Source organism: Janthinobacterium kumbetense (assembly GCF_023703445.1).
In the GTDB taxonomy this organism is placed as follows: Bacteria; Pseudomonadota; Gammaproteobacteria; order Burkholderiales; family Burkholderiaceae_D; genus Janthinobacterium; species Janthinobacterium kumbetense.
Map to the genome: position 1 here is coordinate 435,635 of NZ_JAMQGR010000003.1, position 23,967 is coordinate 459,601.

Here is a 23,967-nt window from a genome sequence, read left to right on the forward strand (position 1 = left end):
GTGACTTCTTATTGTTGATTTTTAAATGCAGTCGGCTGCGCCCAGGATCGCCGGGCGCACCTTAATATACCTACAAAAATGCCAAATCACCAATAAAATATTGGCATAAGGAAAGTACCGCCGGGCTGGCGCTTGCGGCGCCGTGCGCCGTGCGTATAATGATTCGCTTTTGCCATCCCTCCGTTCCACCAGCGCGCATCCGCGCCGCGGTGACGCCTCAAGCCTGCCGCCATGATGCCTGCCCCTCCCGTCCTGACCATCGCCACGCGTGCCTTGCTGCTGTGCGCCCTGGCCATGCCGGCGTGCGCGCAGGAAGGCGTGGATGCCGGCGCGGCCGGCGTCACGCATGGCGACGTGTCCGCCGAGCTGGCGCAGGGCGGCCAGCACAGCGTGCGCGGCGCCCTGTCGCGCGAGCAGGACGGCATGACGCTCGATGTGGCCATGGATGGGCTGCGCAATGGCAATTACCGCGATGGCAGCGTGTTTCACCAGCGCGGCATCAACGGCGGCGCGGAATGGAAGGCGCGCCAGGGCCGCTTCGGCTTCAGCGCCGACCAGCTGAACCAGGAGACCCGCTATCCCGCGCCCGAGGCGCCGTTCCTGGCCTTGCTGGCGGCGCGCCCGGAAGACCTGTACCGCTATGAGGTACGGCGCGCCAGCGCCTTCGTGCAGCGCTATGTGGGCAGTTTCGAGCTGGGCGTGGAACTGTCGCAGCGGGAAAAGCGCGCCACGGCCCACTATGCGGGCGAGGACGGCAGCAGCGAATCGAGGTACAGCAGCCGCCGCCGGCAACTGGCGCCCCGCCTGCGCCATTACGGCAAGGTGGGCGGCGTGGGCACGGATACGGAAGTGGGCCTGGACCTGATGCAGTGGCAGCGGCGCTCGGACCGCGACGGCGACGGGCAGCGCCGCCAGTATTCGCGCGCGCTGCTGCTGCGCGAAGAGCTGGCCTTCGGCGGCCCGTATGCGCCGCGCCTGCTGCTGGGGCTGCGGCATGAGCAGTTCCAGCTCGATCCGGCCGACCTGCCCGCCGGCGGCAGCGACTGGGAAAACCAGAATGCCTGGGACTTGCAGGGCAGCCTGCAATTGCGCCCGCAACTGAGCGTCTACGCCAAGGCCGCGCGCAGCTACCGCATCGACGACGATGGCTATACCCGCGCCGGCTACCGCCCCCTGGCGGGCCAGTTGCGGCGCGAAATGGAAGTGGGCGCCACCGTCGGCGACGCGGCGCGCAGCGCTTCCGTGCGCGTATTCAGCGAGCGCCTGAGCAACCAGATCGTTTTCGACCAAAGCCTGGGCCAGCTGGGCTTTGCGGGCAACCTCGACCCCTCGCGCCGCGACGGCATCGCCATCGAGGCCAGCATGGCGCTGGCGCGCGACTGGCGCCTCGACGGGCAACTGCGGCAAGTGCATGCGCGCTACGACGATTATGCCTATGACGGCCCGGATATCGCCCTCGTGCCGAAAACCCTGGCCGGCCTGCGCCTGTACTGGACGGGGCAGGGCGGCGCCAGTGCCGACGTGGGCGTGCAATGGCTGCGCGCGCTGCGCTATGGCCCCGATTTCGCCGGCAGCTGCCTGGCGCAGGTGCCCGCGTTTGCCACCGTGGACGGGCGCTACGCGCACAAGCTGGGCGCCTGGGAGCTGGAACTGGCCGGCAGTAACCTGGCCAACCGCCGCCATTACGGCGATGCGCCCGGCTGCCGTTCCAGCATTTACCTCAAGGATGCGCGCCAGCTGCGCGTGTCGGCGCGCTACCATTTTTGAGGCGCGGGTGCAGCGGGGCTTAAATACGGCTTAAGCTGGCGCAAACCGGGGCGATAAACATGGCTTTTTTCCGCCCGGGCCTCATCGCCAGGCGCAAAAAGTGGTAATCTCGCCCCGTTCACGACCACTTTATGATGAAGGATTATTATGCGTTTTCTGCGTTTCTTGCGTCCCCTGTTTGCCGCCGTCACCCTGGTGGCGGCCACCGGCGGCGCCATGGCGGCCGATACCGGCTTTACCACGCTCCCGACGCCAGTGCGCACGGACACGGGCAAGAAGGTGGAAGTGGTGGAGTACTTCATGTATTCCTGCCCGCATTGCTATGCGCTCGATCCGCTGATGCACGACTGGGTCAAGAAGCAGGGCGACAAGATCGCCTTCCGCCGCATCCACCTGGCCTTCAATGGCCCGAAAGATGCGCAGGCGCACGCCTACGCCACGCTGGAAGCGATGGGCCAGCTGGACCAGTTCCACGACAAGATCTTCCGCGCCATCCACGTCGAGCGCAACCGCCTGAACCGCGATGACGCCATCCTCGAGCTGCTGGTCAAGAACGGCATCGACAAGGCGAAATACCTGGACATGTTCAATTCCTTCGGCGTGCAGACCAAGCTGAAACGCAATGAGCAGCTGATCACCGCCAGCAAGATCGACAGCGCGCCGACCATCGTCATCGATGGCCGCTTCGTCACGTCGCCGGCGCAGCTGTCGCGTCCGGGCCAGTCCGAGCCGCAAACCCAGACAGCGACCCTGCGCGTGATGGATGAACTGGTGGCGCGCGTGCTGAAAGAGCGCGCCCCGACGCCTGCGAAGAAGTAAACCGGAGAACGTCATGAAACAGCTGCCCTGGACCTTGTGCGTATTGGCCCTCGCCCTCGTGGCCTGGCTGGCGATTGCCATCGTCAATGTGGAAAACCAGCGCAATGCGCTGGTCACCAAGGCGTGCGTGGACCCCGCGTTCAAGAACGAGGTCGATGCGAAATGCCTGGCGTCCGTGCAGTCGCGCGAACACTGGTGGCAGCACTTGACGTACGCCATGACGCACTTCAGGAACTGAAGGTGTTTGCATACAGAACCCGCCATGCGCGGGTTTTTTTTCGTCCGCGTATGATGGAACCACAACTATCGAGGAGGGACAATGAAGGAAGTGATCTTGATTACCGGTAGCAGCCGCGGCATCGGCGCGGCGACGGCCCTGCTGGCGGCGCGCCAGGGCTATGCCGTCTGCGTCAACTATGTGCGCGATGCGCAGGCGGCCGAGGCGCTGTGCGCGCGCATCGTCGCCGGCGGGGGCGATGCCATCGCCGTGCAGGCCGACGTCAGCGATGAAGCGGACGTGCAGCGCTTGTTTGCGGAAGTCGACGCGCGCCTGGGGACCTTGACGGCGCTGGTCAACAATGTGGGCGTGCTGGAGCAGAAATGCCGGCTGGCCGACATTTCCGTGCAGCGCCTCGAACGCGTGCTGCGCACCAACGTGATCAGTTATTTCCTCTGCTGCCAGCAAGCCGTGCGGCGCATGTCGACGGCCAATGGCGGGCAGGGCGGGCGCATCGTGAACGTCTCGTCGGCAGCCGCGCGCCTCGGTTCCCCGGGCGAATACATCGATTACGCGGCCTCGAAAGGCGCCGTCGATACCTTGACCCTGGGCCTGGCGAAGGAAGTGGCGGCCGAGGGCATCCGCGTCAACGGCGTGCGCCCCGGCATCATCTACACGGACATCCACGCGTCGGGCGGCGAACCGGGACGGGTGGCGCGCCTGGCGTCCGGCGTGCCCATGCAGCGGGGCGGCCAGCCGGAAGAAATCGCCGACGCCATCCTGTACCTGCTGGGACCGGGCGCCACGTATGTGACGGGCAGCATCCTCGACGTGGCCGGCGGCCGCTGATTTTCAACTACTGCAAGCAAGTGATTCAAGTGCGGGGCCAATTATCAAATAGGGCAAGCGAGTCCAGAATGACGGGGTGCCCTATGCAGCAGGCACGCCGATCAACCCATCTGGATTCATTATGCCCGCACCTGTTCTTGCCCCCGCCATCCTGGCCCTTTCTCTGCTGGCCGCAGCGCCCGCCCAATCCGCCACGCACCTGCCCATGCCGGCCCACCTGGCCGGCGCCGCCATCACCGACAAGGTGGTGCTGGCGGCGCGCCGCTACGCCGCGTTCTGGCAGAGCGGCGACCCGGCCCTGGCGCGCCAGGCGCTGGCCGACGATTTCACCGACCGCACCTTGCCCGCCGGGCGTGCGCAAGGATTGGCCGGTCCGCTGCAGGCATCTGACGTGTTTCATGCGGCCGTGCCGGATTTGCAGGTGGCCATCGAGGACATGCTGGTGGCGGGCGACCGTGTCTCCTTGCGCCTGCATTTCACGGGGCGCTTCACGGGCGTCTTCCCCACGCCGCAGGGCCCCTTGCAGGGGCAGGGGCAGGCCATCGACTTTTACGCGTTCGATTTGTACCGGGTGAATGCGCAGGGGCGCATCAGCGACAACTGGCACCTGGAAGATAATCTGACCCTGCTGCGCCAGTTGGGCGTGCTGGCGCCCTGACCGTGGCCCGCTAGCGCTGCGCCGGCAGGGCGGCGAATTGCTGCAGCAGGAAGTCGGCCAGCAGGGCCACGCGCGGCGGCTGGAAGCGGCTGCGCCGGTACAGCAGGTTCAGGGGGACGCTGTCGGCAAAGTAATCGTCGAGCACCGTGAGCAGGCGCCCAGCGCGCAGGTCGTCGCCGATGTCGAGCAGGGATTTGTAGGCATAGCCATGGCCGGCCACGGCCCAGCGGCGGATGATTTCGCCATCGTTGCTGTGCCAGGCGCCTTGCGGGCGCAGGCTGTGGCGCTTGCCGTCTTCGCGGTAGCGCCACTCCTGCGGCGCGCCGTCGCCCGCCGTGAGCACGAGCGTCGGCAGCAGCGCCAGGTCGCGCGGCGTGGCCGGCACGCCCACCTTGGCGGCCAGCGCGGGCGCCACGCACACGACGCGCCGGCCCGGGTGCAACAGGCGCGCCACCATGTCGCTGTCGGGCAGCTCGCCGTAGCGGATGGCCAGGTCGATATCGTCCTGCACCAGCCTGGCCGTGGCGTCCGTCAGGGTCAGCGCATGGCGCACCTGCGGGTGCAGCGCGGCAAAGCGGTCGAGCATGGGCAGCAGCAACTGGCGGCCGATGTCGGACGGCGCCGAGATGCGCACCACGCCGCGCACGGCGGCGGCGCCCGCAGGCAAGCCGTCTTCCGCCTGCGCCAGCAAGTCCAGCGCCTGCTCGCTGTAGTGGCGGTAGTGCACACCTTCTTCCGTCAGGCGCAGCTGGCGCGTGGTGCGCTCGAACAGGGTGACGCCCAGCGCCGTTTCCAGGCGCGCGATGGCGGCGCTGGCGGCGGCCGGCGACAGGCCGTGCTTGCGGCCCGCCGCGGAAAAGCTGCCCAGCGCCGCGGCGTCGAGGAACAGGGCGATTTCCGCCAGGCGTCCGGCGCCGCCGCGGCTCATGCCGGGTGCGCGGCCGCTGGCTTCGGCGCCGGTGCGGAATGCGCCGAGTGGGGCGTGATCACCACGGTGCAAGTGGTGCCGGCCACCAGCAATTGCCCCTTCGGCTGCTCGTCGATGTGGATGCGCACGGGCACGCGCTGCGCCAGGCGCACCCAGTTGAAGGTGGGATTGACGTCGGCCAGCAATTCCCGGCCCGTGGCGGCGTCGCGGTCGGTGATGCCGCGCGCGATGCTCTCGATGTGGCCATGCAGGGTGCCGCCGCTCATCAGATTCATTTCCGCCTTGTCGTCCTGCGCCAGCATGCCCAGCTTGGTCTCTTCGAAGTAGCCGACGACGTAGTACGAGGCGCTGTCGATGACGGCCAGCTTGGCTGCGCCGACGGCGGCGAAATCGCCCTTGTGCACGTTCAGGTTCGTCACGTAGCCGCTGACGGGGGCGCGCACGGTGGTGCGCTCCAGGTTCAATTGCGCCAGCGCGCGGGCGGCCACGGCGGCCTGCACTTGCGACGAGGCCGAGCTGGCGGCAAAGGCGGCGCTTTCGCGGCTTTCCGTCGAGATGATGCTGGCGTCGAGGCCTGCGCGGCGCTGCGCTTCCTTGCCGCGGCGGCCCATCTCCGTTTTTTGCGCCGCCAGCACGGCGTCGGCTTGCGCCAGCGCGCTCGTGTAGCGTTCCTTGTCGACGACGAACAGCACGTCGCCCTTTTGCACCACCTGGTTGTCGCGCACCAGCACGTCCGTGACGGTGCCGGCCACGTCGGCGCTGATGTTGACGATGTCGGCCTTGATGCGGCCGTCGCGCGTCCACGGCGACTCCATGTAGCGGTCCCAGACGGTCTTGCCTATCCACAGGGCTGCGGCCAATAGCAGCAGGGTGATTGCATAGCGGGTCAGTTTGCTTACCATGTCGGCAGCCTTTCCTTGATTGGATTGAACAGTTTTTTTTATTTGTAAAGCGATAAGGCCAGCGCGCCGAAGATGGCGATGAAGATGCACAGCCGCGCCAGCGACGGGTGCCACACCATGCGGTACACGCCCAGCCAGCCCAGCACGCGGTCGAGCAGGGTTTGCAGGCCGATGCTGAGGATGAACAGGGGCAGCAGGGTAGGAATCAGAATTCCGAACAGGGCGAATTCACGCGGCATGGTGGTCTCCGGCGCCAGGCGCCATGTGGTCGAGTAAAGAGGTGTAGATCGAATGCAGGTCGGCCAGCGCCGTCTGCAGGCGCGCGCTGCGCTCGGGCGTGACGCCGGCTTCGTTTTGCGCCGCGCGCACCACGGCGCCCGTCTGCAGGGTGGCCGCCAGGGCTGCCTGCAGTGCCGTGTCGCCGCGCGTGCGCAGCCAACCGGCGATGTGGTCGACGCATTGCTGCAGCGCGTGGCGCGTGGCGCCTGGCCGGGCGGTCGCGATCAGTTCGCGCAATTCGATCACCGAGTGGCCGATTTCCAGCAGGGTCAATGCCTGGCGCACGACGGCGCGCGTGGCCTCGCCAGGCGCCGGGCCGGCCGCCGCGTTGAGCTGGCTGAGCAGGTCGCGCACGCGGTTGTCGAAACGGTGTTTCACGCGTCGCGCCGGCGCCGTGCACGCATGCAGCGCTTCGCGCCACAGGGCGCGGCCGATATGGTCCTTGTGGCCCATCGTGTGCTCGGGCAGCAGCACGGCAAACACGAGGGCGGCCAGCATCAGGCCGACGATCAGCGCCATGCCCGTGTTGAGAAAAGCAGCGCCGTCGACATGCATCAGATTCGTCGGCGCCATCTGCGTGATGAAGGTCGACACGCCCAGGCCCACGCCCAGCTTGGCCGGATTCGTCATCAGATACAGGCCCACGGCGAGGAAGGGTGCAAAACTCAGTACCAGCATGGGGAAGCCGTCGCCGTGCACCAGCACGAAGTACACGCAGACGAGCGACAGCGGCATGGCGATCAAGAAGCCCGCCAGCACTTGCCGGATCATCAGGATGGGGCGCGGCGAGGACGAGGCCAGCGCGCAGAACACGGCCGCCATCAGCATCGCCGTGCTGGCATAGGGCCAGGCGAGAAAGTAGGCGCCCAGCGCCAGCAAGGCCAGGCTGATGGCCGCGCGTGCGCCGCTGGCGATCACCAGCGCGGGCGGCGTCTTCGGCGCGTAGGCCTGCGGCGTGCTGATTTCCAGCGGCGTATCGTGCGCCAGGCTGAAATACACTTCGTGAAAGCGGCTCATGTCGCGCGCGAAGCGCTCGAGCAGCTCGCACACGGTGTCGAAATCGATGCGCTGCGCATGCGCGATGGGGGCGCCGTCGATGTCCGCGCGGGCCTGGCCCAGCGCCGTTTGCAGGTGCCGCTGCATGGTGTCGAGCGAGTCTTGCGACGGCGTCGTTTGCAGCGCTTCGGCGACGATGGCGTACAGGGGCGTGCACGCCTGCATGACTTGCGTCTCGTCGTCGCGCTGCAGGCGGTCGAACAGGCGGTGGAAGGTATAGAAGGTGGTCAGCGCCGTCATGAAGGTGGCGTTGAAGGCGTGCAGCTTGCGGTTTTGCGCGCGCACGTGGCTCACTTTGCTGGTGACTTCGAACAGGGCGGCCGAGCGGCCCAGCTCCAGCGCCGCCACGTCGGCGGCGAATTGCAGGTGCGTCAGTTCCACCTGCGCCGGCGTGAGTTTTTGCTGCAGCACGTCCTGGCAAAAGGCGAGGAATTTGCCGTAGCGCGCTTGCACCGTGCGCATCACCTGCGTGCCCTGGTGGCGCGGCAGCAGCACGCTGGAGACGGCCGCCGAGCAGATGATGCCCAGGCCCACTTCAGCCACGCGCGTGACGGCCAGCGCGAACACCTGCATCGGCTGCTCGATGGCGGGCAGCACGATCATGCAGGCCGTGTAGCCGGCCAGCACGTACACATACGATTGCGCGTTGCGGTGCAGGGCCGAGCCGCTCGTGCACAGACCCACCCACAGGGCCAGGCCGGCGAACAGCAGCACGGGTTGCTGCGGGAACAGGCCGATCAGGGTCAGCGCGGCCGTGCATCCGAGCAGGGTGCCGCACAGGCGGTAAAAGCTTTTTTCCAGCACCATGCCGCTGCTGGGCAGGGCCAGGATGATGGTGGTGGTCATCGCCGTGCTGGGCGAATCGAGGCCCAGGCGGTAGGCCAGCCACAGCGCGCAGAATGAGGCGATGAGGGTCTTGCCGACGTAGATCCAGCGTTCGCCTTCCGTCGAGCGCCAGTCCTGCAGCGCCAGCGCCAGCCAGTGGGCCGCCCGGGTCAGGGGGCCGTATATAGGTTTTGTTGCTGTGGCTGGCGTCATCGATAGGCTATCAGTTCTGGTTGTTGAGATTGTTGAGGTTGCGCAACTGGCGCATGTACAGCTTGTCCAGCACTTGCAGCTCTTCGTCCGTGAAACCTTCGTACAGGGCCGAGGTTTCCTGGTACACGTCCGGCAGCGCCGTCTCGATCAGGGCGCGGCCCTTGTCCGTCAGCGAGATCATCACGGAGCGGCGGTCGCCGGGGCGCGTGCCGCGGTGGATCAGGCCGCGCGTTTCCAGGTCGTTGCACACGCGCGTCAGGTTGGCCGGCTTTTCATGGCACGCCATGCCCAGGGTGCAGGCGTTCGAGGTTTCGTCGTCCGTGCCGTACAGCACGGCCAGCACCATGTAGCTGGCATCGACCAGGTCGTGCTTTTTCAGCGCCGCGTTGGTCAGATCCTTCATGCCTTTTTGAATGTGGTACGTCATGCGCAACAGGCGCATCAGTTCCATGGGGAAGCCTGGCATGCGCGTGCGGATGTTTTGCAGCCGCTTGGAGGTGGCGTCAAAAGCGGTCATGTCATATTCCTTCATGTGTGAATAAAGTTCCGATTGTATCTTGTTGGGCTAGGGCAATGCCAGGATTGCAAGCTCAGATGCCGCCTCCCAGTGCATTCATCAAGGAAACGTACAGATCGAGCTCGCGCGCCCCATTTTGCGCCTGCTGCTGTTCTTCCGCCAGCAGCGCCACTTGCGTGTTGAGCATGTTGATCGCGTCGCTCATGCCCGCCTTGTAGGCCTTCTCCGCCAGGTCGCGCGCGCGCTGCGCCGTGGCCAGCGCCTGCAAGGTCAGCTGGTGCTGTTTGGCCAGCGACTGGGCCTTCGTGACGGCGTTGGCCACGTCCGACATGGCGTTGATGACGGTGGCGTTGTATTGCTCCACGGCGCCGTCGTACACGGCCGTCTGGCTGCCCAGCTGGGCGCGCAGGCGGGCGCCGGCGAAGATCGGCAGGCTCAGCGCGGGCGAGACGCCGCGGATGTCCGAGTTGGCATCGAGGAAGTGGCTGAAGCCGAAGGCCTGGAAGCCGGCAAAGGCCACCAGGTTGACGTTCGGGTAGAACTCGGCCTTGGCGGCGTCGATGCGTTGCGCCGCCGCTTCCACTCTCCAGCGCTGGGCGGCGATGTCGGGGCGGCGGCCGATCAGGTCGGCCGGCAGAGCGGCGGGAATGGCCAGTGGCTGGTCCAGGCGCAGCACGGGCCGCGTGAGCGCCGCACCGGCCGCCGGACCCTTGCCCGACAGGGCCGCCAGCTGGTTGCGCAGCAGGGCCAGCGACTCAGCCGACTGTTCCAGCTGGCGCCGGCCGGCGGGCAAGGTGGTTTCTATTTGCGCTACATCAATATCGGTGCCGATGCCGGCTTGCTTGCGCTGGCGCGTGATGTCGAGGATGCGGGCGCGCTGCGCCAGGCTGCGTTCGATCACGTCCTGCAGCTGGAATTCATACGACAGCTGGATATAGGTGCGCACCAGCGCCGTTTCCAGGGCCAGGCGGGCCATCTGCGATTCGGCCGAGGCCATCTGCACGTCGCCCAGGGCGGCGGACAGGGCGGCGCGGTTGCGGCCCCACAGGTCCAGGTCGTACGAAGCGGTGACGGTGGCCTGGTTGCGCCAGGCGTAATTGCCGGCCAGGGGCGCCGGCGTGCTGCCATGCTGCGAATACAGTTCGCGGTTGATGGAAACATTCGCGTCGGCCTGCGGGCGGGTCTTGTCTTCCGCCGCGCCGGCCAGCGCCTCGGCCTGGCGCACGCGCGCCTGGGCCCCGCGCAGGGTGGGGCTGTCGGCCAGCGCCTGCTCCATCAGGCGGTTCAATTGGGGGTCGTGCAAGTCTTGCCACCATTGCGTGCGCGGCCATTGGATGGCGGCGCTGGCGGCGGCATCCATGGCCTGGCTCGCCTGCAGCTTGTTGGCGTCGAGCATGGCCGATTGCGGCGCGATATGGCCCATGTCGGCACAGGCGCTCAAGGCAAGGATCAGGCTGGCGGCAAGCAAACGGCGGTGCAGGGACATGCAGGGACTCCGGGAAAGATCGTGTTGGGGGTGTTGCTGACAGCTCGCCGCGGTGAGCTTCGGGAGTGGCCCGAGTGCTGCGCCGCAACTGAGGTGTGTTACTGACTGAAACCGGCTGACTGGTTTCTTATTTCACGACGTGCTTGGTCGTTTGCGCGACGTCAAAGTCTGCTTCCGTTTGCGGGATCAGGCCAGCCTTGCGGGCGGCGTAGAACTCGGCCATGACTTCTTCGCGCGTCACTTTGCTGGCGGCGGTGGCCGGCGTTTTCGGGTAGTCGACTTCGCTGGTGGCGATTTCGCCGGCGTTGCGGGCACGGATGTATTCGGCCGTGACGTCAGCGCGCGTGAGTTGCTGGCTGGCAGCGGCAGGCGCGGCGCTCTGGGCGAAAGCCGACGTGGCGGCGGTGATGGCAAACAATGCTGCGATGAGTGATTTGGCTTGCATGATAAGACTCCAATATGTGCATGATGGCTGGGTGGATGGGCCGGCTCGCCACGTACCGGTCGGTTCGGCGGCATGGCGCTGGTGGGCGCCGTGCCGCCGATGAAGCAGTTTCTGGATGAGAAGATGCTTACTTGAATTAACTATAGCAATGAATAGTACATTTGTGAAGTAATTTCTGAAAATAGTTGTGCGCCGCCGCATTTCTCCTGGGAAAATGCCGTGCAGGCGTGCGCCGCTGGCTAGGCCAGCGGAGTAAGCTGATTTTTTATGAACGGGAGGCCGCCATGAGCAGTAGCACACTCGATCCGGACAATTTGCCCGTCACGCCTGACCGCGTCCTGGGCAGCGGCCATGGCAAGGGGGCGCTCGGTCCCAGCGACAGTTCCGACAGCGGCAGCGACATGCAGGGCGTGCCGGGCCAGGATGCGGAAGCGCTGGAGAACGACAGCGATGCGGCCGGCACGGGCGAGCGGGCCGGCGTGGAGCCGCGCAATACGGCGCCTGCTGGCGGCGACATCGACGTCGATCATGTGGAAAGCGTGGCGCCCGTGCAGCCGGCGCAGGGTGATGGTGGCGAATTGCCTCCATGAATTACCGCCTCTCCTGCGCCATCGGCGTAAAATGCAGGCAAGGCGGCGTGCGCGCCGCCATGGCCAGCCGGCCGGTACAGGATAGGATGTCAGAGGATGCAAACGCAGATGTCGGAAGAGAAAGAAAAAGACTTGATGTCGATGTACCGCGAGACGCGGCCGCGCGAGTTTTTTGGCGAAAAAAGTAACACCAATCACCTGGCCTGGAGTTCGCTGGTGGTCTTGCTGGCGCTGGCGTTCTGGCTCGTCGTGGCCCTGGCGGCGGCGGAGAATCAGCGTTACGCGCTGGAAACGAAGGTGTGCCAGGATCGTGTCTTCCCCGCGGAAATCGACACGTCTTGCCTGAAACAGGTCAAGTCGCGCGATCACTGGTGGCAGCACGTGGGCCATGCGCTGGTGCGGATGGGCGCCTGAGCGGCGCAAGCATATCCTGAAGGACGCGCCGCTGCAGCGATGACGCCGGCGTCCTTCCTGTTGCGGGAGGCGAGATGCCACGCGATACTGCACGGGAACAGCCGCAATGGCTGTTTACGCGCCACAGTGCCTTGACGGTGCGCCAGTTGCTGCGCGCCTATGGTGTGCTGTGCCTGTTTTCCACCGCCATCGCCGCCGCCTTTGCGCTGCGCGGCTACTGGTACATCCCCGTCTTTTCATTTGCCGAACTGGTCTTGGTGGCCATTTCCCTGCTGTATTACCTGCGCCATGCCCGCGACTACGAGCATCTGGCCTTGCGCGACGGCGTGCTGGTCGTCGAGCAGGTGAGTGCCGGCCGCCGCCAGCGCAGCAGCTTTCGTCCCTGGTGCACGCATATCGTCGTGCCGGAGGGGCCGCGCCAGCTGATATGCATCAGCTGCGGCCGCACGCATGTGGAGGTGGGCGCCTTTGCCACGCCGGAACGGCGGCGGCAGGTGGCGCAGGAGTTGCTGGCCTGGCTGCCGCCGCTGGAACCGTGAGGGAAGCTGGCCTTTACTTCGGGCCGTAAAACTGGAACGTCTGTACCACCAGCAAGGTGGTGGGAAAGCCGGTGAGCGTCTTGAATTCCTTCGCGCCCGTGATCTTGTAGGCGCCGGCCTGGAACGCTTCGCCTTCCTTCCAGCTGTGATCCTTCATGGCAAACTGCAGCAGGCGCTTGTCGTTGTAGCGGTAGCTGAAGATGGTGTAGGCGCCGACGCGGCTGGTGACGACGAAGCGTTCATCGCGCTCGTCGGCGATGAGCAGGATGCCCGGATAGCGGCTGATGCCCGCCTCCTCGTTCTGGATTCTGAGGATCACATCCGTAAAGCTGCATTCGGCGTCGCGGATCTTGTCGCGCTTCGTGGCGATCTGCATGACCTCGTCGTAGCTCTTGCCATGCGTAATCGACCACGACGGCGCGTCGCAATAATTGGCCGCGCCGGCGTTGGCCGCGCACAGCAGCAGGCAAAGGGTCGTGGCAGTGATGGTCTTCATGGTGTCTGGTCGCGGGCAGGGATGTTGTGAAGCCGGCAGTCTAGCGCCAGACCGCCGGCTTCACAAGCACCGGGGAGCGCGTGCTCAGACGGCCCGCGACGGACCTTCCCACAGATTGATATGGCCTTCGCGCGCCTGCACGTCGATGGCGGCCAGCTCGTCGGCCGTGAACGACAATTGCTGCAGCGCGGCCACGTTTTCGCGGATTTGCGCGCTGCTGCTGGCGCCGATCAGGGTCGAGGTGACGCGCGGATCGCGCAGCACCCAGGCCAGCGCCATCTGCGCCAGGGTTTGCCCCCGCTGCGCGGCGATCTGGTTCAGCGCGCGCACGCGGGCCAGGTTTTCCTCGCTCAGGTGTTTTTGCAGCAGCGAGCCGCCGCCGGGGCGGTTGACGCGGGCATCCTGCGGCACGCCATCGAGGTATTTGTCGCTGAGCAAGCCCTGCGCCAGCGCCGTGAACGTGATGCAGCCCATGCCTTCTTGCTGCAGGGTATCGAGCAAGCCGTCTTCCTCGATCCAGCGGTTGAGCATATTGTAGGCAGGCTGGTGGATCAGACACGGCACTTTCCACTCTTTCAGCAGGGAGGCCGCCTCAGCCGTCTTTTGCGGCGAATACGACGACAGGCCCACGTACAGCGCCTTGCCCTGCTGCACGGCGGTGGCCAGCGCGCCCATGGTTTCTTCCAGCGGCGTGTCGGCGTCGTAGCGGTGCGAGTAAAAGATGTCGACGTAGTCGAGGCCCAGGCGCTGCAAGCTCTGGTCCAGGCTGGCCAGCACGTATTTGCGCGAGCCGCCGCCCTGGCCGTACGGGCCCGGCCACATGTCCCAGCCTGCCTTGGTGGAAATGATCAGTTCATCGCGGTACGGTAAGAAATCGTCGCGCAGCAGCTTGCCGAAATTGCTTTCCGCGCTGCCATATGGCGGGCCGTAGTTATTTGCCAGGTCGAAATGCGTGATGCCCAGGTCGAAGGCCGTGCGCAGCATGTCGCGCTGCGAGGCCAGGCTGTTGCTGTCGCCAAAATTGTGCCACAGTCCCAGGGACAACAGCGGCAGTTTCAGCCCGCTGCGCCCGCACGTGCGGTATTGCATGGTGTCGTAGCGGTTTTCGGCGGCGTGGTAGGTCATGGCATCTCCTGGTTGAATGAAGCGCCTATTTTCGCGCAAAATCAAGGTCGGTGCGCGTGCTCCTTGTATGTGGCCGGACGCGCCTTACAATGGGCGTTCAGGAGTCTCGCGAGGAGCGGTCATGGAAATCGAATTGAAATTGTTGCTGGCGCAGCAAGATGTAGCGCGCCTGCGCGCGCACCCGTTGCTGGCGCAACAGGCGCAAGGAGAGGTGCAGTTGCTGCAGATGCACGATATCTATGTCGATACGCCCGATTTGCAGCTGTGCCGCCACCAGGCGGGCTTGCGCGTGCGCCAGGTGGACGGGCGCTGGGTGCAAACCCTGAAGGCCGGTGGCACCGTCAACAGCGGCTTGCACAGCCGCCACGAGTGGGAGGGCGAAGTTTCCGGGCCGCAACCGGACCTCGCCGCGCTGGACTCGGCCATCGGCCGCAAGCAGCCCATCCGCGCGCTGTTGCGCCAGGACGCCGTCCGCGACGCCTTGCAGCCCGTGTTTACCACGCGCATGGAGCGCACCGTATGGCAGCTGCGCACGCCGCAGGGCGACGAGATCGAATGCGTGCTGGACCAGGGTGTCATCGAAAGCGGCACGGATGGGGCGAGTGGCGCCGTCCGCAGCGTGCCCGTCAGCGAGATCGAACTGGAATTGAAGCAGGGGCAAGCGGCCAGCCTGTTCGACGTGGCGCTGGCCCTGCTGCAGGACGTGCCGCTGCAGCTGGGCCACATGAGCAAGGCGGAACGTGGCTACCGCCTCGCGGCGTCACAGCCTCTGCAGGCGGTCAAGGCGCAGCCCCTGGCGCTGGACGCGGCGATGTCGGTGGAGCAAGTGTTCCTGGCCATCGCCGGCAATTGCCTGGAGCAAGTCAGCGGCAACCAGGATGGCGTGGCGGCGGGCGAGGACGTGGAAAGCGTGCACCAGATGCGCGTGGGCCTGCGCCGTCTGCGCTCGGCGCTGGGCATGTTCAAGTCCCTGCTGGCGCTGCCGGACGCCTTGAAGGCTGAACTCGACTGGCTGGGCGGCGCGCTGGGCGAGGCGCGCGACTGGGATGTGTTGGCTGGCAATACCCTGGCGCAGCTCGATGGCGAGGCGCAGGCGGATGCGGCGGCGCTGGCAGAGGCGGCGCACGCGCAGGCGCGCCTCAAGCATGCGCAAGCGGCCCAGGCCGTCACATCGGCGCGCTACACGGCTTGCATGCTGGGCTTGCAGCGCTGGCTGCAGGCGCGCGCCTGGCGCGCCAGCTGTTCCGCGCGCCAGGTGCGGCGCCTGGACGCGCACGTCTCGCCGTTTGCCCGCGCCACCCTGCGCAAGGATCAGCGCCGCCTGGTAAAGCGCGGCAAGCGCCTGCTGCATGCCACGCCGCTGCAGCGCCACCGGGTGCGCATCGCGGCCAAGAAGACGCGCTATGCGACGGAATTTTTTGCCTCGCTGTTTGCCTCGCGCGCCGTGCAACCATATGTGGGGCGGCTGTCGGTGCTGCAGGATGAACTGGGCTGGCTCAACGATGTGCAGGTGGCCGACCGGCTGTTGCAGCAATTGCCCGATGTTCTGACTGGCCAGGCTGACCAGTCCGCCCAGGACGGGTTGCGGCAGCACGCGGCCTTCGTGCGCGGCTACCTGGCGGCGCGCGCGCAGGCGCAGGGCAGCGATGGCCGCATGCACAAGGCCTGGCGGCGCTTCAAGGCGGCCCGTTTGCCTGCCTGAGCCGGTTTGCCTGAGCCTGGCTTTGCCGGGGCGTAGTGCCTGGCCAGGCTAGGCCAGCGGGCGTTGCAACTGGCGCTCGAGGATGGCCAGCGGCGACTTGTCGGGGGCGGCCATGGCGCGCACGGGCAGCAGCCAGGTTTGCTCCAGCGCATGCTGTCCCCGCAGGGCCGCGTGCGATACGGCGTCGCTGAAGATGATCCACGTCTGGCCCGGCGCGAAGGCATGCGTGTGCTGTTCCACCTGCGCCTGGTAGGCCAGGTCGGCCTTCATGGCGTCGTGCAGCTGCAGCATGTAGTGATCGTAGGCTGTGCGCCGCGACTTGGTGACGTGCAGCCACTGCAGCAGGGCCGCCAGCACGGGTTGCGGACGCTGCGCGACGGGTAAAAAATGCTGCGCCACCTGCTCGAAGGGCGGGCCCAGTTTCCACACGCGGGGCGCGTCGCGCGGGTGGATGTTGGTGAAGACGCGCAGGATGCGCCGGCCCTGCGTGGGCGAGGAGGGGAAACTGTCGATATGCAGGCGCGTATCGTCCTTGCGCCAGGACGTTACCCTGCCGGCGATTTCCACGGGGCGAAAGCTGCCCTTGCCTTGCTGCAGATGCGCCTGGTAGCTGGGCAGCAAGCCGGCCAGCAGGCTGCGCGTCTGGCGTGCGTAGCGCTGCATCAGCGCCGCCAGCAGGGCCGCATCGCAGGCGTCGCCCTGGCCGCGCACGCCGCGTACCGGTTCCCAGCTGATGTTCTTGGCGCCGCTGGCGTTACCCGCCGCGCCGTTCAGCAGCCCATGCTCTTCCGGGTGCAGCGAGAATCCCAGGCGGGGCAGCAGCAGTACTTGCCCGTCTTCGAGGGCTTGCAGCGCCGCCGCCTGCTGCGTGGCGCTGCCGCTGGCGTCCCATTGATCCAGGGAAATATCGATGAGTTTGCTCATGGCATAAACGGAAAGACCTCCGAGTGGCCAGTATGGGTGATTACCGCCCGCTCGCGTTTGCGCTGGCGCAGCTTCAGCTCACAGTTTGCTGTTCTGGCAGCCGGCGCTCACGCATTCGCGCACGCGGTCCTGCAGGAATTGCGCGCGTTCGATGGTGGTCTGGGTGGCGCAATCGAGGTTCACATAGAAGCCCGACGATTCGCGTTTCGAGCAATTCTGGTTGCGTGCGCTGATCCACGCCAGCTGGCCCGTTTTCAGCTTTTGCTTGCCGCCGGCATCGAGCTGGGAGCTCAGTTTCTTGTAGTTGGCGTTGAGTTCCTTGTCCGCTTCCTGGTACACCTTGTTGAGGCAATACAGGCCGTCGAAGTCGTTGCGCGGCGTGTCGCAGGCCGAGTTGGCGAAGGCGGAACCGGAGGCGCAGAGCAGCAGGGCGAGCAGGCATTTTTTCATGGAGTGCTTTCAGGAAGTGGTGTGGCGGGATAGGCGAGCCAGGCAGCGCTCTTGCGTATCGTACAACATTTTTCATCGAGGCCGCAGACGCTTGCCGTCCGCCGGCGCCGTGCCGTCAATAGGCCAGGCGGCCCGGCACGCTCACTTCGATCTGCGTGCCGGCGCCGGGGCGGCTGTCGATACGCAGGCTGGCATCGATGGCGGCGGCGCGCTCGCGCATGCCGACCAGGCCCCAGTGGCCGGGCCGCTGGCCCGTTTGCGCCACGGCGTCATCGAGGCCGCAGCCGTCGTCGCGCACGCGCAGGGTGAAGGCCTGCTCCGCATAGTCGAGTTCCAGCACGATGTTTGCCGCCTCGGCATAGCGCGAGGCGTTGAACAGCGCTTCGCGCGCGATGGCGTAGATTTCGTCATGCACGCGCGGTTGCAGGCGCCGGCAGATGCCGCTGACATGCACCGTGAAGGCGTGCGCGCGGTGTTCGGCCAGGCCTTTGCCGAATTGCTGCAGCGCCAGCCGCAGTTCGTCGGGTTCGGCCGAGGCGCGCAAGTCCATGATCTGGTCGCGGCCTTCGATCAGCAACTGGTCGGCCAGGTTGAGCGTGCCATCGAGGCGCGCCCGTTCGCGCGTGCCCTTGGGCAGCATGTCCGCATGCGCATGGAACGACAGGATCAGGCCCTGCACGCTTTGCAGCAGGGTGTCGTGCAGCGAACGGGCGATGCGCGAGCGTTCGGCCAGGCGCTCCTGCAAGCGTTCCTGCAGCCGTTCCTGCATATTGCGCGTCAGGTGGCGGATGCGCAGCACATAGCCGCCATACAGCAGCAGCGCGGCGCCCAGCGCCAGCAGCAGCGCGAACCACGGCGTTTGCACGAAGGCGGGCGCGATGACGATGTCGAGCCCTGTCCCCTGCGTGTTCCACACGCCGTCTTCGTTGGCGGCCGTGACGTCGAAGCGGTAGCTGCCGGGCGCCAGGTTGGTGTAGTACGCTTCGCGGCGACCCACCGCCTCCTGCCAGCCGGCGTCCACGCCCGCCAGCCGGTAGCGCAGGCGCACGCGTTCCGGCATCGACAGGCTCAGGGCCGTGAAGCCGATCTGCAGGTTCCGGCTGCCCTGCGGCAGGTGCAGCGGCTTGCCGTCGTCCAGCGTGTAACGCACGCCATCGGCCAGCAAGCTGTGGATTTGCACGGGCGGCGGCAGGCGATTGCGGCGGATATGCAGCGGGTCGAGCATGGCGATGGTGGCCGAGGTGGAGAACCACAGCTTGCCATCGGGCGCATGGATCAGCGACGGCACGGGGCGCAGCTGCGAGGCATGGCCCTGCAAGCCGTCGAGCGCGTCGAAGCGTTCCGAGACGACGGCGCTGCCGTCGCGCATCCACGCGGCCAGGCTGGCGGCGGCGATATGCTCGATGCCGTCCGCGCCATGCAGCCACAGGTCGCCGTCCGGCAGGCGCACGATGCCCGACACGCCGCGAAACGCTGCGCCGCGCGCGCCGCGCAGCATCTGGAAGCGTCCGGCGCGGTACAGGGCCACGCCGTTTTCGCCGCCGGCCCACATCATGTCGCCATCGCGGTACAGCTGCAGCACAGTGCCCACCTGCAGGCCGTCGGGCGCGCCGAGCCGCCTGACGGCGCCCGCGCGCTGGCCATCGGCCACCAGGCTGATTGTATTGTCGGCATGGCCGAGCCAGACGGTGCCGGCGCCATCGATCGCCATGGCCGTGGTCAGCACCGCCGGCAGGCCGGACAGGCCGCCATTGGCGATCCATTTCCCTTCGCTCAGGCGAAACAGGCCGCCGCCGGAAAACGAGGCCCACAGGGCGCCGGAGCGGTCTTGCTGCAGCGCCTGCGGATCGAGTCCCAGTACGGGCGGCACCACGCGCGTCATGGCGCCATTGCGCGCGCGGTGGTGCAGTTCCTGCTCGTTCCCCAGCCACAGCGTGCCGTCGGGCGCCCAGTGGCTGGCCGCCAGCGCTCCTTTCAACTCCACCTTTTTCACCCCGTCGGCGGTAAAGCTGCGCACGTCGCCCACATAGTCGCCGATCCACACGTCGCCATCGGGGCCTGGCAGCATGCCGGGATGGTCGAAGGGCACGGCGACGGGCAGGGTCTGCAGGCGGTTCGGCCGCAGCCGGTCCAGGCCCGTCGACGTGCCGAACCACAGATTGCCTTCGCGGTCCTGGAACGACGATTGCGGCAGCGGGCCGCTGATGCCGTTCTGGCGCGTCAGGCGCTGGGCCGGCAGGCTGGGGCCGGAAGGGTCGAACTTGCGCTCAAGGCCATCGGGCTGCATCAGCCACATGGTGCCGGCGCGGTCGAAGCGGATGCCGTTGCCCGTGGCGTCGGGACGGATGGGCGCATCGCCGTGCGGCGCGCTGGTGCGCACGCGGTAGTAATTGCTCTGGTTGTCGACGGCCCAGATGGCGCCATCGGGTGCTTCATCCATACTGGTGAGCATGGTGCGCGGCCAGGCATGGGAAAAGCGCGTCTGGCCCGGCTTGCGGAAGAACACGCCATGCATGGTCCCCATCCACTGCGTGCCATCGCGCCCGAACAGGATCTGATACACGCGCTTGTCGGGCAGGCTCACGTTGGCGGCTTGCGCTTCGAAACGGTCCGCGCCCGGCGCCAGGCGCGCCGCGCCATCGCGCGTGCCGACCCAGATGCTGCCGTCGGGCGCTGCCTCGATGTGAAATACGGCGCCCGTGGGCAAGCCATCGGCTTCGCCATAGGTGCGCGCGCCACCCTGGCGAAAGACGGTGACGCCGCCCAAGCGGTAGCCGACCCACACGGCGCCATCCGGCGGCGTGGCCAGGCCCAGCACATTGCTCGACGGCAGACGGTAGCCGTACACGCTGTCGACGCGGTCGAAGCGCACGCCATCGTAGCGATACAAGCCGGTGGCCGTGGCGATCCACAGCCAGCCATCCTGGCCCTGGGCGAATTTCAGTACGTCGACGGGCGCGCCTTGCAGGGCGCCCCAGGCATTATGCGTGTAGTCGGACAGCAGGGGAGAGGGGGAGGCCGCGCACGCATGCAGGTGCAGCGCCAGCAGGGGCAAAATCGACAGGCGGCGCAGCAGGCGAACGGACATCGTGGCAGGGTGGGGTGGGAAGATGCTGATTGTAGCGCAGCGCCTCGCCTTTCAGCAGGCAAAAAAAAGCCCGCGCGGGGCGGCGCAGGCTTTTTCTCCTTACGTTGACAGGAACTGCTTACGCGAAGTTCTTGGCAACGAAGTCCCAGTTGACCAGGCCCCAGAACGTTTCCACGTACTTGGCGCGCAGGTTGCGGTAGTCGATATAGTAGGCGTGTTCCCACACGTCGCAGGTCAGCAGCGGCTTGTCGCCGGTGGTCAGCGGGCAGCCGGCGTTCGAGGTGTTGACGATGTCGACGGAGCCGTCGGCTTTTTGCACCAGCCAGGTCCAGCCCGAACCGAAGTTGCCCACGCACGACTTGGTGAATTCTTCCTTGAACTTGTCGAACGACGACCATTTGGCGTTGATCGCGTCAGCCACGGCACCCGCAGGCGCGCCGCCGCCGGCCGGCTTCATGCCGTTCCAGTAGAAGGTGTGGTTCCATACTTGCGCTGCATTGTTGAAGATGCCGCCCGACGATTTCTTGATGATGTCTTCCAGCGACAGGTTCTCGAACTCGGTACCCTTGATCAGGTTGTTCAAGTTGGTGACATACGCCTGGTGATGCTTGGCATAGTGGTATTCCAGGGTTTCTTTCGAAATATGCGGCGCCAGAGCGTCCATTTCATACGGCAGTGGTGGCAGAGTATGTTCCATGTGATGTCCCTTTGTGGTGAGTGTTCGGAGTCTTCCAGCCTGCGGCCGGAGGGTTGAGCCAAGCTTGCTTGAAGCAGGCATTCTTGCTGAACGAGCCACTATTGTAAAGCGGATGCGCCATTGCTGCAGATTCCGGCACGCGTCGCGGATGCCGTTTGCGTAGTGATTCTCGTTCAGCCTGAATCGGGCGGAAAAGTTCCCAGCCGCAAGCCTCAGCGGATGCGTCGGGTGGTTTCCCTGACGATCAGTTCCAACGGCGGAATGGTCGCCTGCACGGCTTCGCCATTGATCAGCCCCAGCAGCGCTTCGGTGGCGATGCGGCCGATGTCGTACAGGGGCTGATGGATGGTGGTCAGCGGCGGCGTCGTGTAGGACGAGCCGGGCAAGTCATCGAAGCCGACGAGCGAGATATCGTCGGGCACGCGGATGCCCTTGCGGTACAGGCACAGGCGCACGCCGTAGGCGGACAGGTCATTGGCGGCGAAGACGGCGCTGAACTGCTGCTGCGTATCGAACAAATGGTTCATGGCCAGCATCCCGCTTGCCTCGTGGAAATCACCTTCCACCATCAGCTTCGGGTCAATGGCGATGTCCGCTTCGCGCAGTGCGCGCTGGTAGCCCGTCAGGCGCTCGGCCGCATCCGTGTTGTTGGCGGGGCCGGCCACGAAGGCGATGCGGCGGTGGCCCAGTTCCACCAGGTGGCGCACGGCCAGGTAGGCGCCGTATTCGTTGTCGAGCTTGAAGCCGATGGCGCTTTTCGTGGCCAGCAGGCGGCCCGTCGAGACGATGGGCCGCTGCTGCGAGAAATCAAGCACGCTCTCGTCCGAGATGCGCCCCGACAGCAAGATGATGCCGTCAACCTTTCTTGCCAGCAGCAGGCGGATGCGATCCGCCTCTTCCTGCGCATTCCAGTGCCCGCTGACGATGACGGAGGCATAGCCCGTGTCCTTCAAGCCATCGTCCACGCCGCGCAGGCTTTCGTCGAAGAAGGGGCTGGAAATGTCCTGCACCACGATGCCGATGGTCATCGAGCGGCCCTTCTTCAGCCCCTGTGCCATCTGGTTGGGCGCGAATTTCATGTGCGCGATCGCGGCCAGCACGGCGTCGCGCTTGTCGTCGGAGACCCTGGCCGTGCCATTCAGGATGCGCGAGACGGTGCTGGGCGACACGCCAGCCTGGCGTGCCACGTCGAGCAGGGTGGAAGGGGGAGCAGCGTGTGCGCTATCGTTCAAGGTGATTCCTGGGTATCAAGATGGCTGGTTCTCAGTGCTCTGAAAACCTTTTCATCGGAAGATTACCATAAATGGCCAAGAGCAACCGCAGGTCGGTGCAGGTCGGCGTAGGTCGGCTTAGCCCGCAGGGCGTAAGCCGGCACATCAAGGCCAGCAATGCCTCGGAAACATGCCTTTGCCGCCAGCAATGCGTCGGATGACGCGCTCGCGCACCTCGGCGGCCCCGCTAATCCGACCTACTTCTGAAAACGTTTTCACAAAAAACAACGGCAGCTCAAATGACGAATTTTTGCGCTTTTTCATAGGAGAGAACGCGGCACGGTGCCCCGCTTGCCATGCTGCCTTCAATAAAAATGACAACTTTTTCGGTTGACTTGATTTTCTTTGCGGTGTTAAATGGACACATGTTGTGAAAACGTTTTCAAGATAGAAGACGCTCAATAAACGGAGATGAAATAATGAAGTCAAGCATTCTTGGCGCCGCCCCGCTGGCAGCGCTGACCCTGGTCGCCAATGTGGCCGCCGCGCCCGCAGCCGCTCCGCCGGCTGCAGCCCTGCCGACGCTGGCCCCGGCCACGATTACCGTCGCCTCGTTCCCCGACCTGGACCGCGCCGTCAAGACGGCCTTGCCCCTGTGGGAAAAACTGTATCCGCAAGTGAAGGTCAAGCTGGTCAGCCTGCAGATCGACGACCACCATAACTCGATGACGACGGCGCTGGCGGCCGGTGCGCGCCTGCCCGACGTGATGGCCATCGACTTCCGCTATGTCGGCAGCTTCGCCGAATCGAAGGGCATGGAAGACCTCTTGCAGCCGCCGTACGGGGCAGGGCAGTACCGCGCCCAGTTCGTGCCGTTCACCTTCGTGCAGGCCACCAGTTCGCGCGGCACCCTGGGCGCCATGCCGGCCGACCTGGGACCGGGCACCTTGTTCTACCGCAAGGACCTGATGGACAAGGCGGGCATCAAGGAAGCCGACCTGACGCAATCGTGGGAATCCTACATCGCCGCCGGCAAGAAGCTCAAGGCCGCCACCGGCACCTACCTGCTGGCCGGCGCCAGCGACCTGGCCGACATCGTCATCCGCGCCAACCTGAAGGATGGCGAGGGCATTTATTTTGGCGACAAGGGCCAGGTGCTGGTCGACTCGCCCCGCTTCGTCAAGGCGTTCGAACTGGCCAAGGCGGCGCGGGTGGCCGGCATCGATGCGCGCACCGTGGCCTGGACGGGCGAGTGGGCCGAAGGCTTCAAACGCGACAAGGTGGCCAGCCAGATGATGGGTTCATGGCTCAGCGGCCACCTGGCCAAGTGGCTGGCGCCCGATTCGAAAGGCCAGTGGCGCGCGGCGAACTTGCCGGCCGGCGCGCTGGCGTCGTACGGCGGCTCCTTCTACGGCATCCCGAAAAGGGCGGCGAATAAAACCCAGGCCTGGGAATTCATCAAGTTCATGACCGTCAACAAGGATATCCAGCTGCACTCGCTGAAGGAAATCGGCGCGTTTCCCGCCCTGAAGGCCGCCTATGCGGACCCCATGATGGACGAGCCGCAGCCGTACTTCGGCGGCCAGAAGACGCGCTTGCTGGCGCGCGACACGGCGGCGAAGATTCCCGTCATCCGCGTCGACAAGTTCGACGCCGTGGCGCGCGACATCGTCAACATGGAGCTGGAAAGCGTGCTGGCGCAAAACAAGGATATCAAGACGGCGCTGGCCGACGCCAAGGCCCTGATCACCCACCGCGCGCGGCGCTAGG

25 protein-coding genes are annotated in these 23,967 nt (G+C 66.0%); 10 read left to right on the forward strand and 15 right to left on the reverse strand.

The features are described from left to right. Positions 1-231: 231 nt before the first annotated feature. The 5 genes from NCG91_RS12890 to NCG91_RS12910 all read left to right on the forward strand — a co-directional run bounded on the left by NCG91_RS12890 (position 232) and on the right by NCG91_RS12910 (position 4,310). Entirely contained in the window at positions 232-1,767 is a 1,536-nt protein-coding gene (locus tag NCG91_RS12890) for a TonB-dependent receptor domain-containing protein (protein ID WP_251349968.1), read from the forward strand. Positions 1,768-1,914: 147 nt separating this feature from the next. Then, a complete protein-coding gene (locus tag NCG91_RS12895) occupies positions 1,915-2,586 on the forward strand; it encodes a thiol:disulfide interchange protein DsbA/DsbL (protein WP_251349969.1) in 672 nt (223 codons plus the stop codon). A gap of 13 nt (positions 2,587-2,599) precedes the next feature. Next, the gene (locus NCG91_RS12900; RefSeq protein WP_034751769.1) at positions 2,600-2,824 is read left to right on the forward strand and encodes a hypothetical protein; all 225 of its coding nucleotides are present in this window, start codon (positions 2,600-2,602) and stop codon (positions 2,822-2,824) included. A gap of 81 nt (positions 2,825-2,905) precedes the next feature. Beyond that, positions 2,906-3,652 (forward strand): SDR family oxidoreductase, encoded by a 747-nt coding sequence (locus tag NCG91_RS12905; RefSeq protein WP_251349970.1) that lies wholly within the window; start codon positions 2,906-2,908, stop codon positions 3,650-3,652. A gap of 121 nt (positions 3,653-3,773) precedes the next feature. Further along, positions 3,774-4,310, forward strand: a complete 537-nt coding sequence (locus tag NCG91_RS12910; protein WP_251349971.1) for an ester cyclase — start codon at positions 3,774-3,776, stop codon at positions 4,308-4,310. Positions 4,311-4,320: 10 nt separating this feature from the next. On the opposite strand, the gene NCG91_RS12915 is transcribed toward NCG91_RS12910, so the two are convergent. From NCG91_RS12915 to NCG91_RS12945, 7 genes are all read right to left on the reverse strand, one after another. After that, complete coding sequence (locus NCG91_RS12915; protein WP_251349972.1) at positions 4,321-5,238, reverse strand: LysR family transcriptional regulator; 918 nt, start codon at positions 5,236-5,238, stop codon at positions 4,321-4,323. Continuing rightward, positions 5,235-6,140 carry an efflux RND transporter periplasmic adaptor subunit gene (locus tag NCG91_RS12920; protein ID WP_251349973.1) on the reverse strand — a complete coding sequence of 302 codons (906 nt, stop codon included), beginning with the start codon at positions 6,138-6,140 and terminating at the stop codon, positions 5,235-5,237. Before NCG91_RS12920 ends, NCG91_RS12915 begins: the two co-directional genes overlap by 4 nt. Before the next feature lie 38 nt (positions 6,141-6,178). Next, on the reverse strand, positions 6,179-6,379 hold the full coding sequence (locus NCG91_RS12925) for a DUF1656 domain-containing protein (protein ID WP_070224633.1): 201 nt from the start codon (positions 6,377-6,379) through the stop codon (positions 6,179-6,181). Beyond that, positions 6,369-8,513: an FUSC family protein gene (locus tag NCG91_RS12930; RefSeq protein ID WP_251349974.1), complete on the reverse strand. Its 2,145-nt coding sequence runs from the start codon at positions 8,511-8,513 to the stop codon at positions 6,369-6,371. Before NCG91_RS12930 ends, NCG91_RS12925 begins: the two co-directional genes overlap by 11 nt. Before the next feature lie 10 nt (positions 8,514-8,523). Next, the gene (locus NCG91_RS12935; protein WP_034782299.1) at positions 8,524-9,030 is read right to left on the reverse strand and encodes a MarR family winged helix-turn-helix transcriptional regulator; all 507 of its coding nucleotides are present in this window, start codon (positions 9,028-9,030) and stop codon (positions 8,524-8,526) included. Positions 9,031-9,103: 73 nt separating this feature from the next. After that, positions 9,104-10,516: an efflux transporter outer membrane subunit gene (locus tag NCG91_RS12940; RefSeq protein WP_251349975.1), complete on the reverse strand. Its 1,413-nt coding sequence runs from the start codon at positions 10,514-10,516 to the stop codon at positions 9,104-9,106. A 127-nt stretch (positions 10,517-10,643) separates the two neighbouring features. Further along, on the reverse strand, positions 10,644-10,961 hold the full coding sequence (locus NCG91_RS12945) for a DUF4148 domain-containing protein (RefSeq protein ID WP_180278609.1): 318 nt from the start codon (positions 10,959-10,961) through the stop codon (positions 10,644-10,646). Between the two features lie 284 nt (positions 10,962-11,245). Here NCG91_RS12945 and NCG91_RS12950 point away from each other — a divergent pair, with 284 nt between their 5' ends. The 3 genes from NCG91_RS12950 (at position 11,246) to NCG91_RS12960 (ending at position 12,504) form a co-directional block, all read left to right on the forward strand. After that, a complete protein-coding gene (locus NCG91_RS12950; protein ID WP_251349976.1) occupies positions 11,246-11,551 on the forward strand; it encodes a hypothetical protein in 306 nt (101 codons plus the stop codon). Between the two features lie 96 nt (positions 11,552-11,647). Then, a complete protein-coding gene (locus NCG91_RS12955) occupies positions 11,648-11,965 on the forward strand; it encodes a hypothetical protein (RefSeq protein ID WP_077400845.1) in 318 nt (105 codons plus the stop codon). Positions 11,966-12,039: 74 nt separating this feature from the next. Next, positions 12,040-12,504 carry a DUF2244 domain-containing protein gene (locus tag NCG91_RS12960; RefSeq protein WP_251349977.1) on the forward strand — a complete coding sequence of 155 codons (465 nt, stop codon included), beginning with the start codon at positions 12,040-12,042 and terminating at the stop codon, positions 12,502-12,504. Between the two features lie 13 nt (positions 12,505-12,517). Here NCG91_RS12960 and NCG91_RS12965 read toward each other — a convergent pair whose 3' ends face one another. Together NCG91_RS12965 and mgrA are read right to left on the reverse strand one after the other, a co-directional pair. Continuing rightward, positions 12,518-13,000: a hypothetical protein gene (locus NCG91_RS12965; protein WP_099665115.1), complete on the reverse strand. Its 483-nt coding sequence runs from the start codon at positions 12,998-13,000 to the stop codon at positions 12,518-12,520. An 84-nt stretch (positions 13,001-13,084) separates the two neighbouring features. Beyond that, on the reverse strand, positions 13,085-14,125 hold the full coding sequence (mgrA, locus tag NCG91_RS12970; RefSeq protein ID WP_251349978.1) for an L-glyceraldehyde 3-phosphate reductase: 1,041 nt from the start codon (positions 14,123-14,125) through the stop codon (positions 13,085-13,087). A gap of 121 nt (positions 14,126-14,246) precedes the next feature. Between mgrA and NCG91_RS12975 the strand changes: the two genes are divergently transcribed. Next, a complete protein-coding gene (locus NCG91_RS12975; protein ID WP_251349979.1) occupies positions 14,247-15,827 on the forward strand; it encodes a CYTH and CHAD domain-containing protein in 1,581 nt (526 codons plus the stop codon). Positions 15,828-15,875: 48 nt separating this feature from the next. Here NCG91_RS12975 and kdoO read toward each other — a convergent pair whose 3' ends face one another. The 6 genes from kdoO to NCG91_RS13005 all read right to left on the reverse strand — a co-directional run bounded on the left by kdoO (position 15,876) and on the right by NCG91_RS13005 (position 22,686). Continuing rightward, positions 15,876-16,751 carry a Kdo hydroxylase KdoO gene (gene kdoO, locus NCG91_RS12980; RefSeq protein WP_251349980.1) on the reverse strand — a complete coding sequence of 292 codons (876 nt, stop codon included), beginning with the start codon at positions 16,749-16,751 and terminating at the stop codon, positions 15,876-15,878. A gap of 78 nt (positions 16,752-16,829) precedes the next feature. After that, complete coding sequence (locus tag NCG91_RS12985; protein ID WP_251349981.1) at positions 16,830-17,201, reverse strand: lysozyme inhibitor LprI family protein; 372 nt, start codon at positions 17,199-17,201, stop codon at positions 16,830-16,832. Between the two features lie 115 nt (positions 17,202-17,316). Then, positions 17,317-20,289 (reverse strand): sensor histidine kinase, encoded by a 2,973-nt coding sequence (locus NCG91_RS12990; protein WP_251349982.1) that lies wholly within the window; start codon positions 20,287-20,289, stop codon positions 17,317-17,319. 118 nt (positions 20,290-20,407) lie between these two features. Continuing rightward, entirely contained in the window at positions 20,408-20,986 is a 579-nt protein-coding gene (locus tag NCG91_RS12995; RefSeq protein ID WP_099665109.1) for a superoxide dismutase, read from the reverse strand. Between the two features lie 212 nt (positions 20,987-21,198). Next, positions 21,199-22,218: a LacI family DNA-binding transcriptional regulator gene (locus NCG91_RS13000; protein ID WP_251349983.1), complete on the reverse strand. Its 1,020-nt coding sequence runs from the start codon at positions 22,216-22,218 to the stop codon at positions 21,199-21,201. A 144-nt stretch (positions 22,219-22,362) separates the two neighbouring features. After that, positions 22,363-22,686 carry a hypothetical protein gene (locus NCG91_RS13005; protein ID WP_251349984.1) on the reverse strand — a complete coding sequence of 108 codons (324 nt, stop codon included), beginning with the start codon at positions 22,684-22,686 and terminating at the stop codon, positions 22,363-22,365. Here NCG91_RS13005 and NCG91_RS13010 point away from each other — a divergent pair. Then, positions 22,677-23,966 carry an ABC transporter substrate-binding protein gene (locus NCG91_RS13010; RefSeq protein ID WP_251349985.1) on the forward strand — a complete coding sequence of 430 codons (1,290 nt, stop codon included), beginning with the start codon at positions 22,677-22,679 and terminating at the stop codon, positions 23,964-23,966. The genes NCG91_RS13005 and NCG91_RS13010 overlap by 10 nt on opposite strands. The last annotated feature ends 1 nt before the right edge of the window (position 23,967 follow it).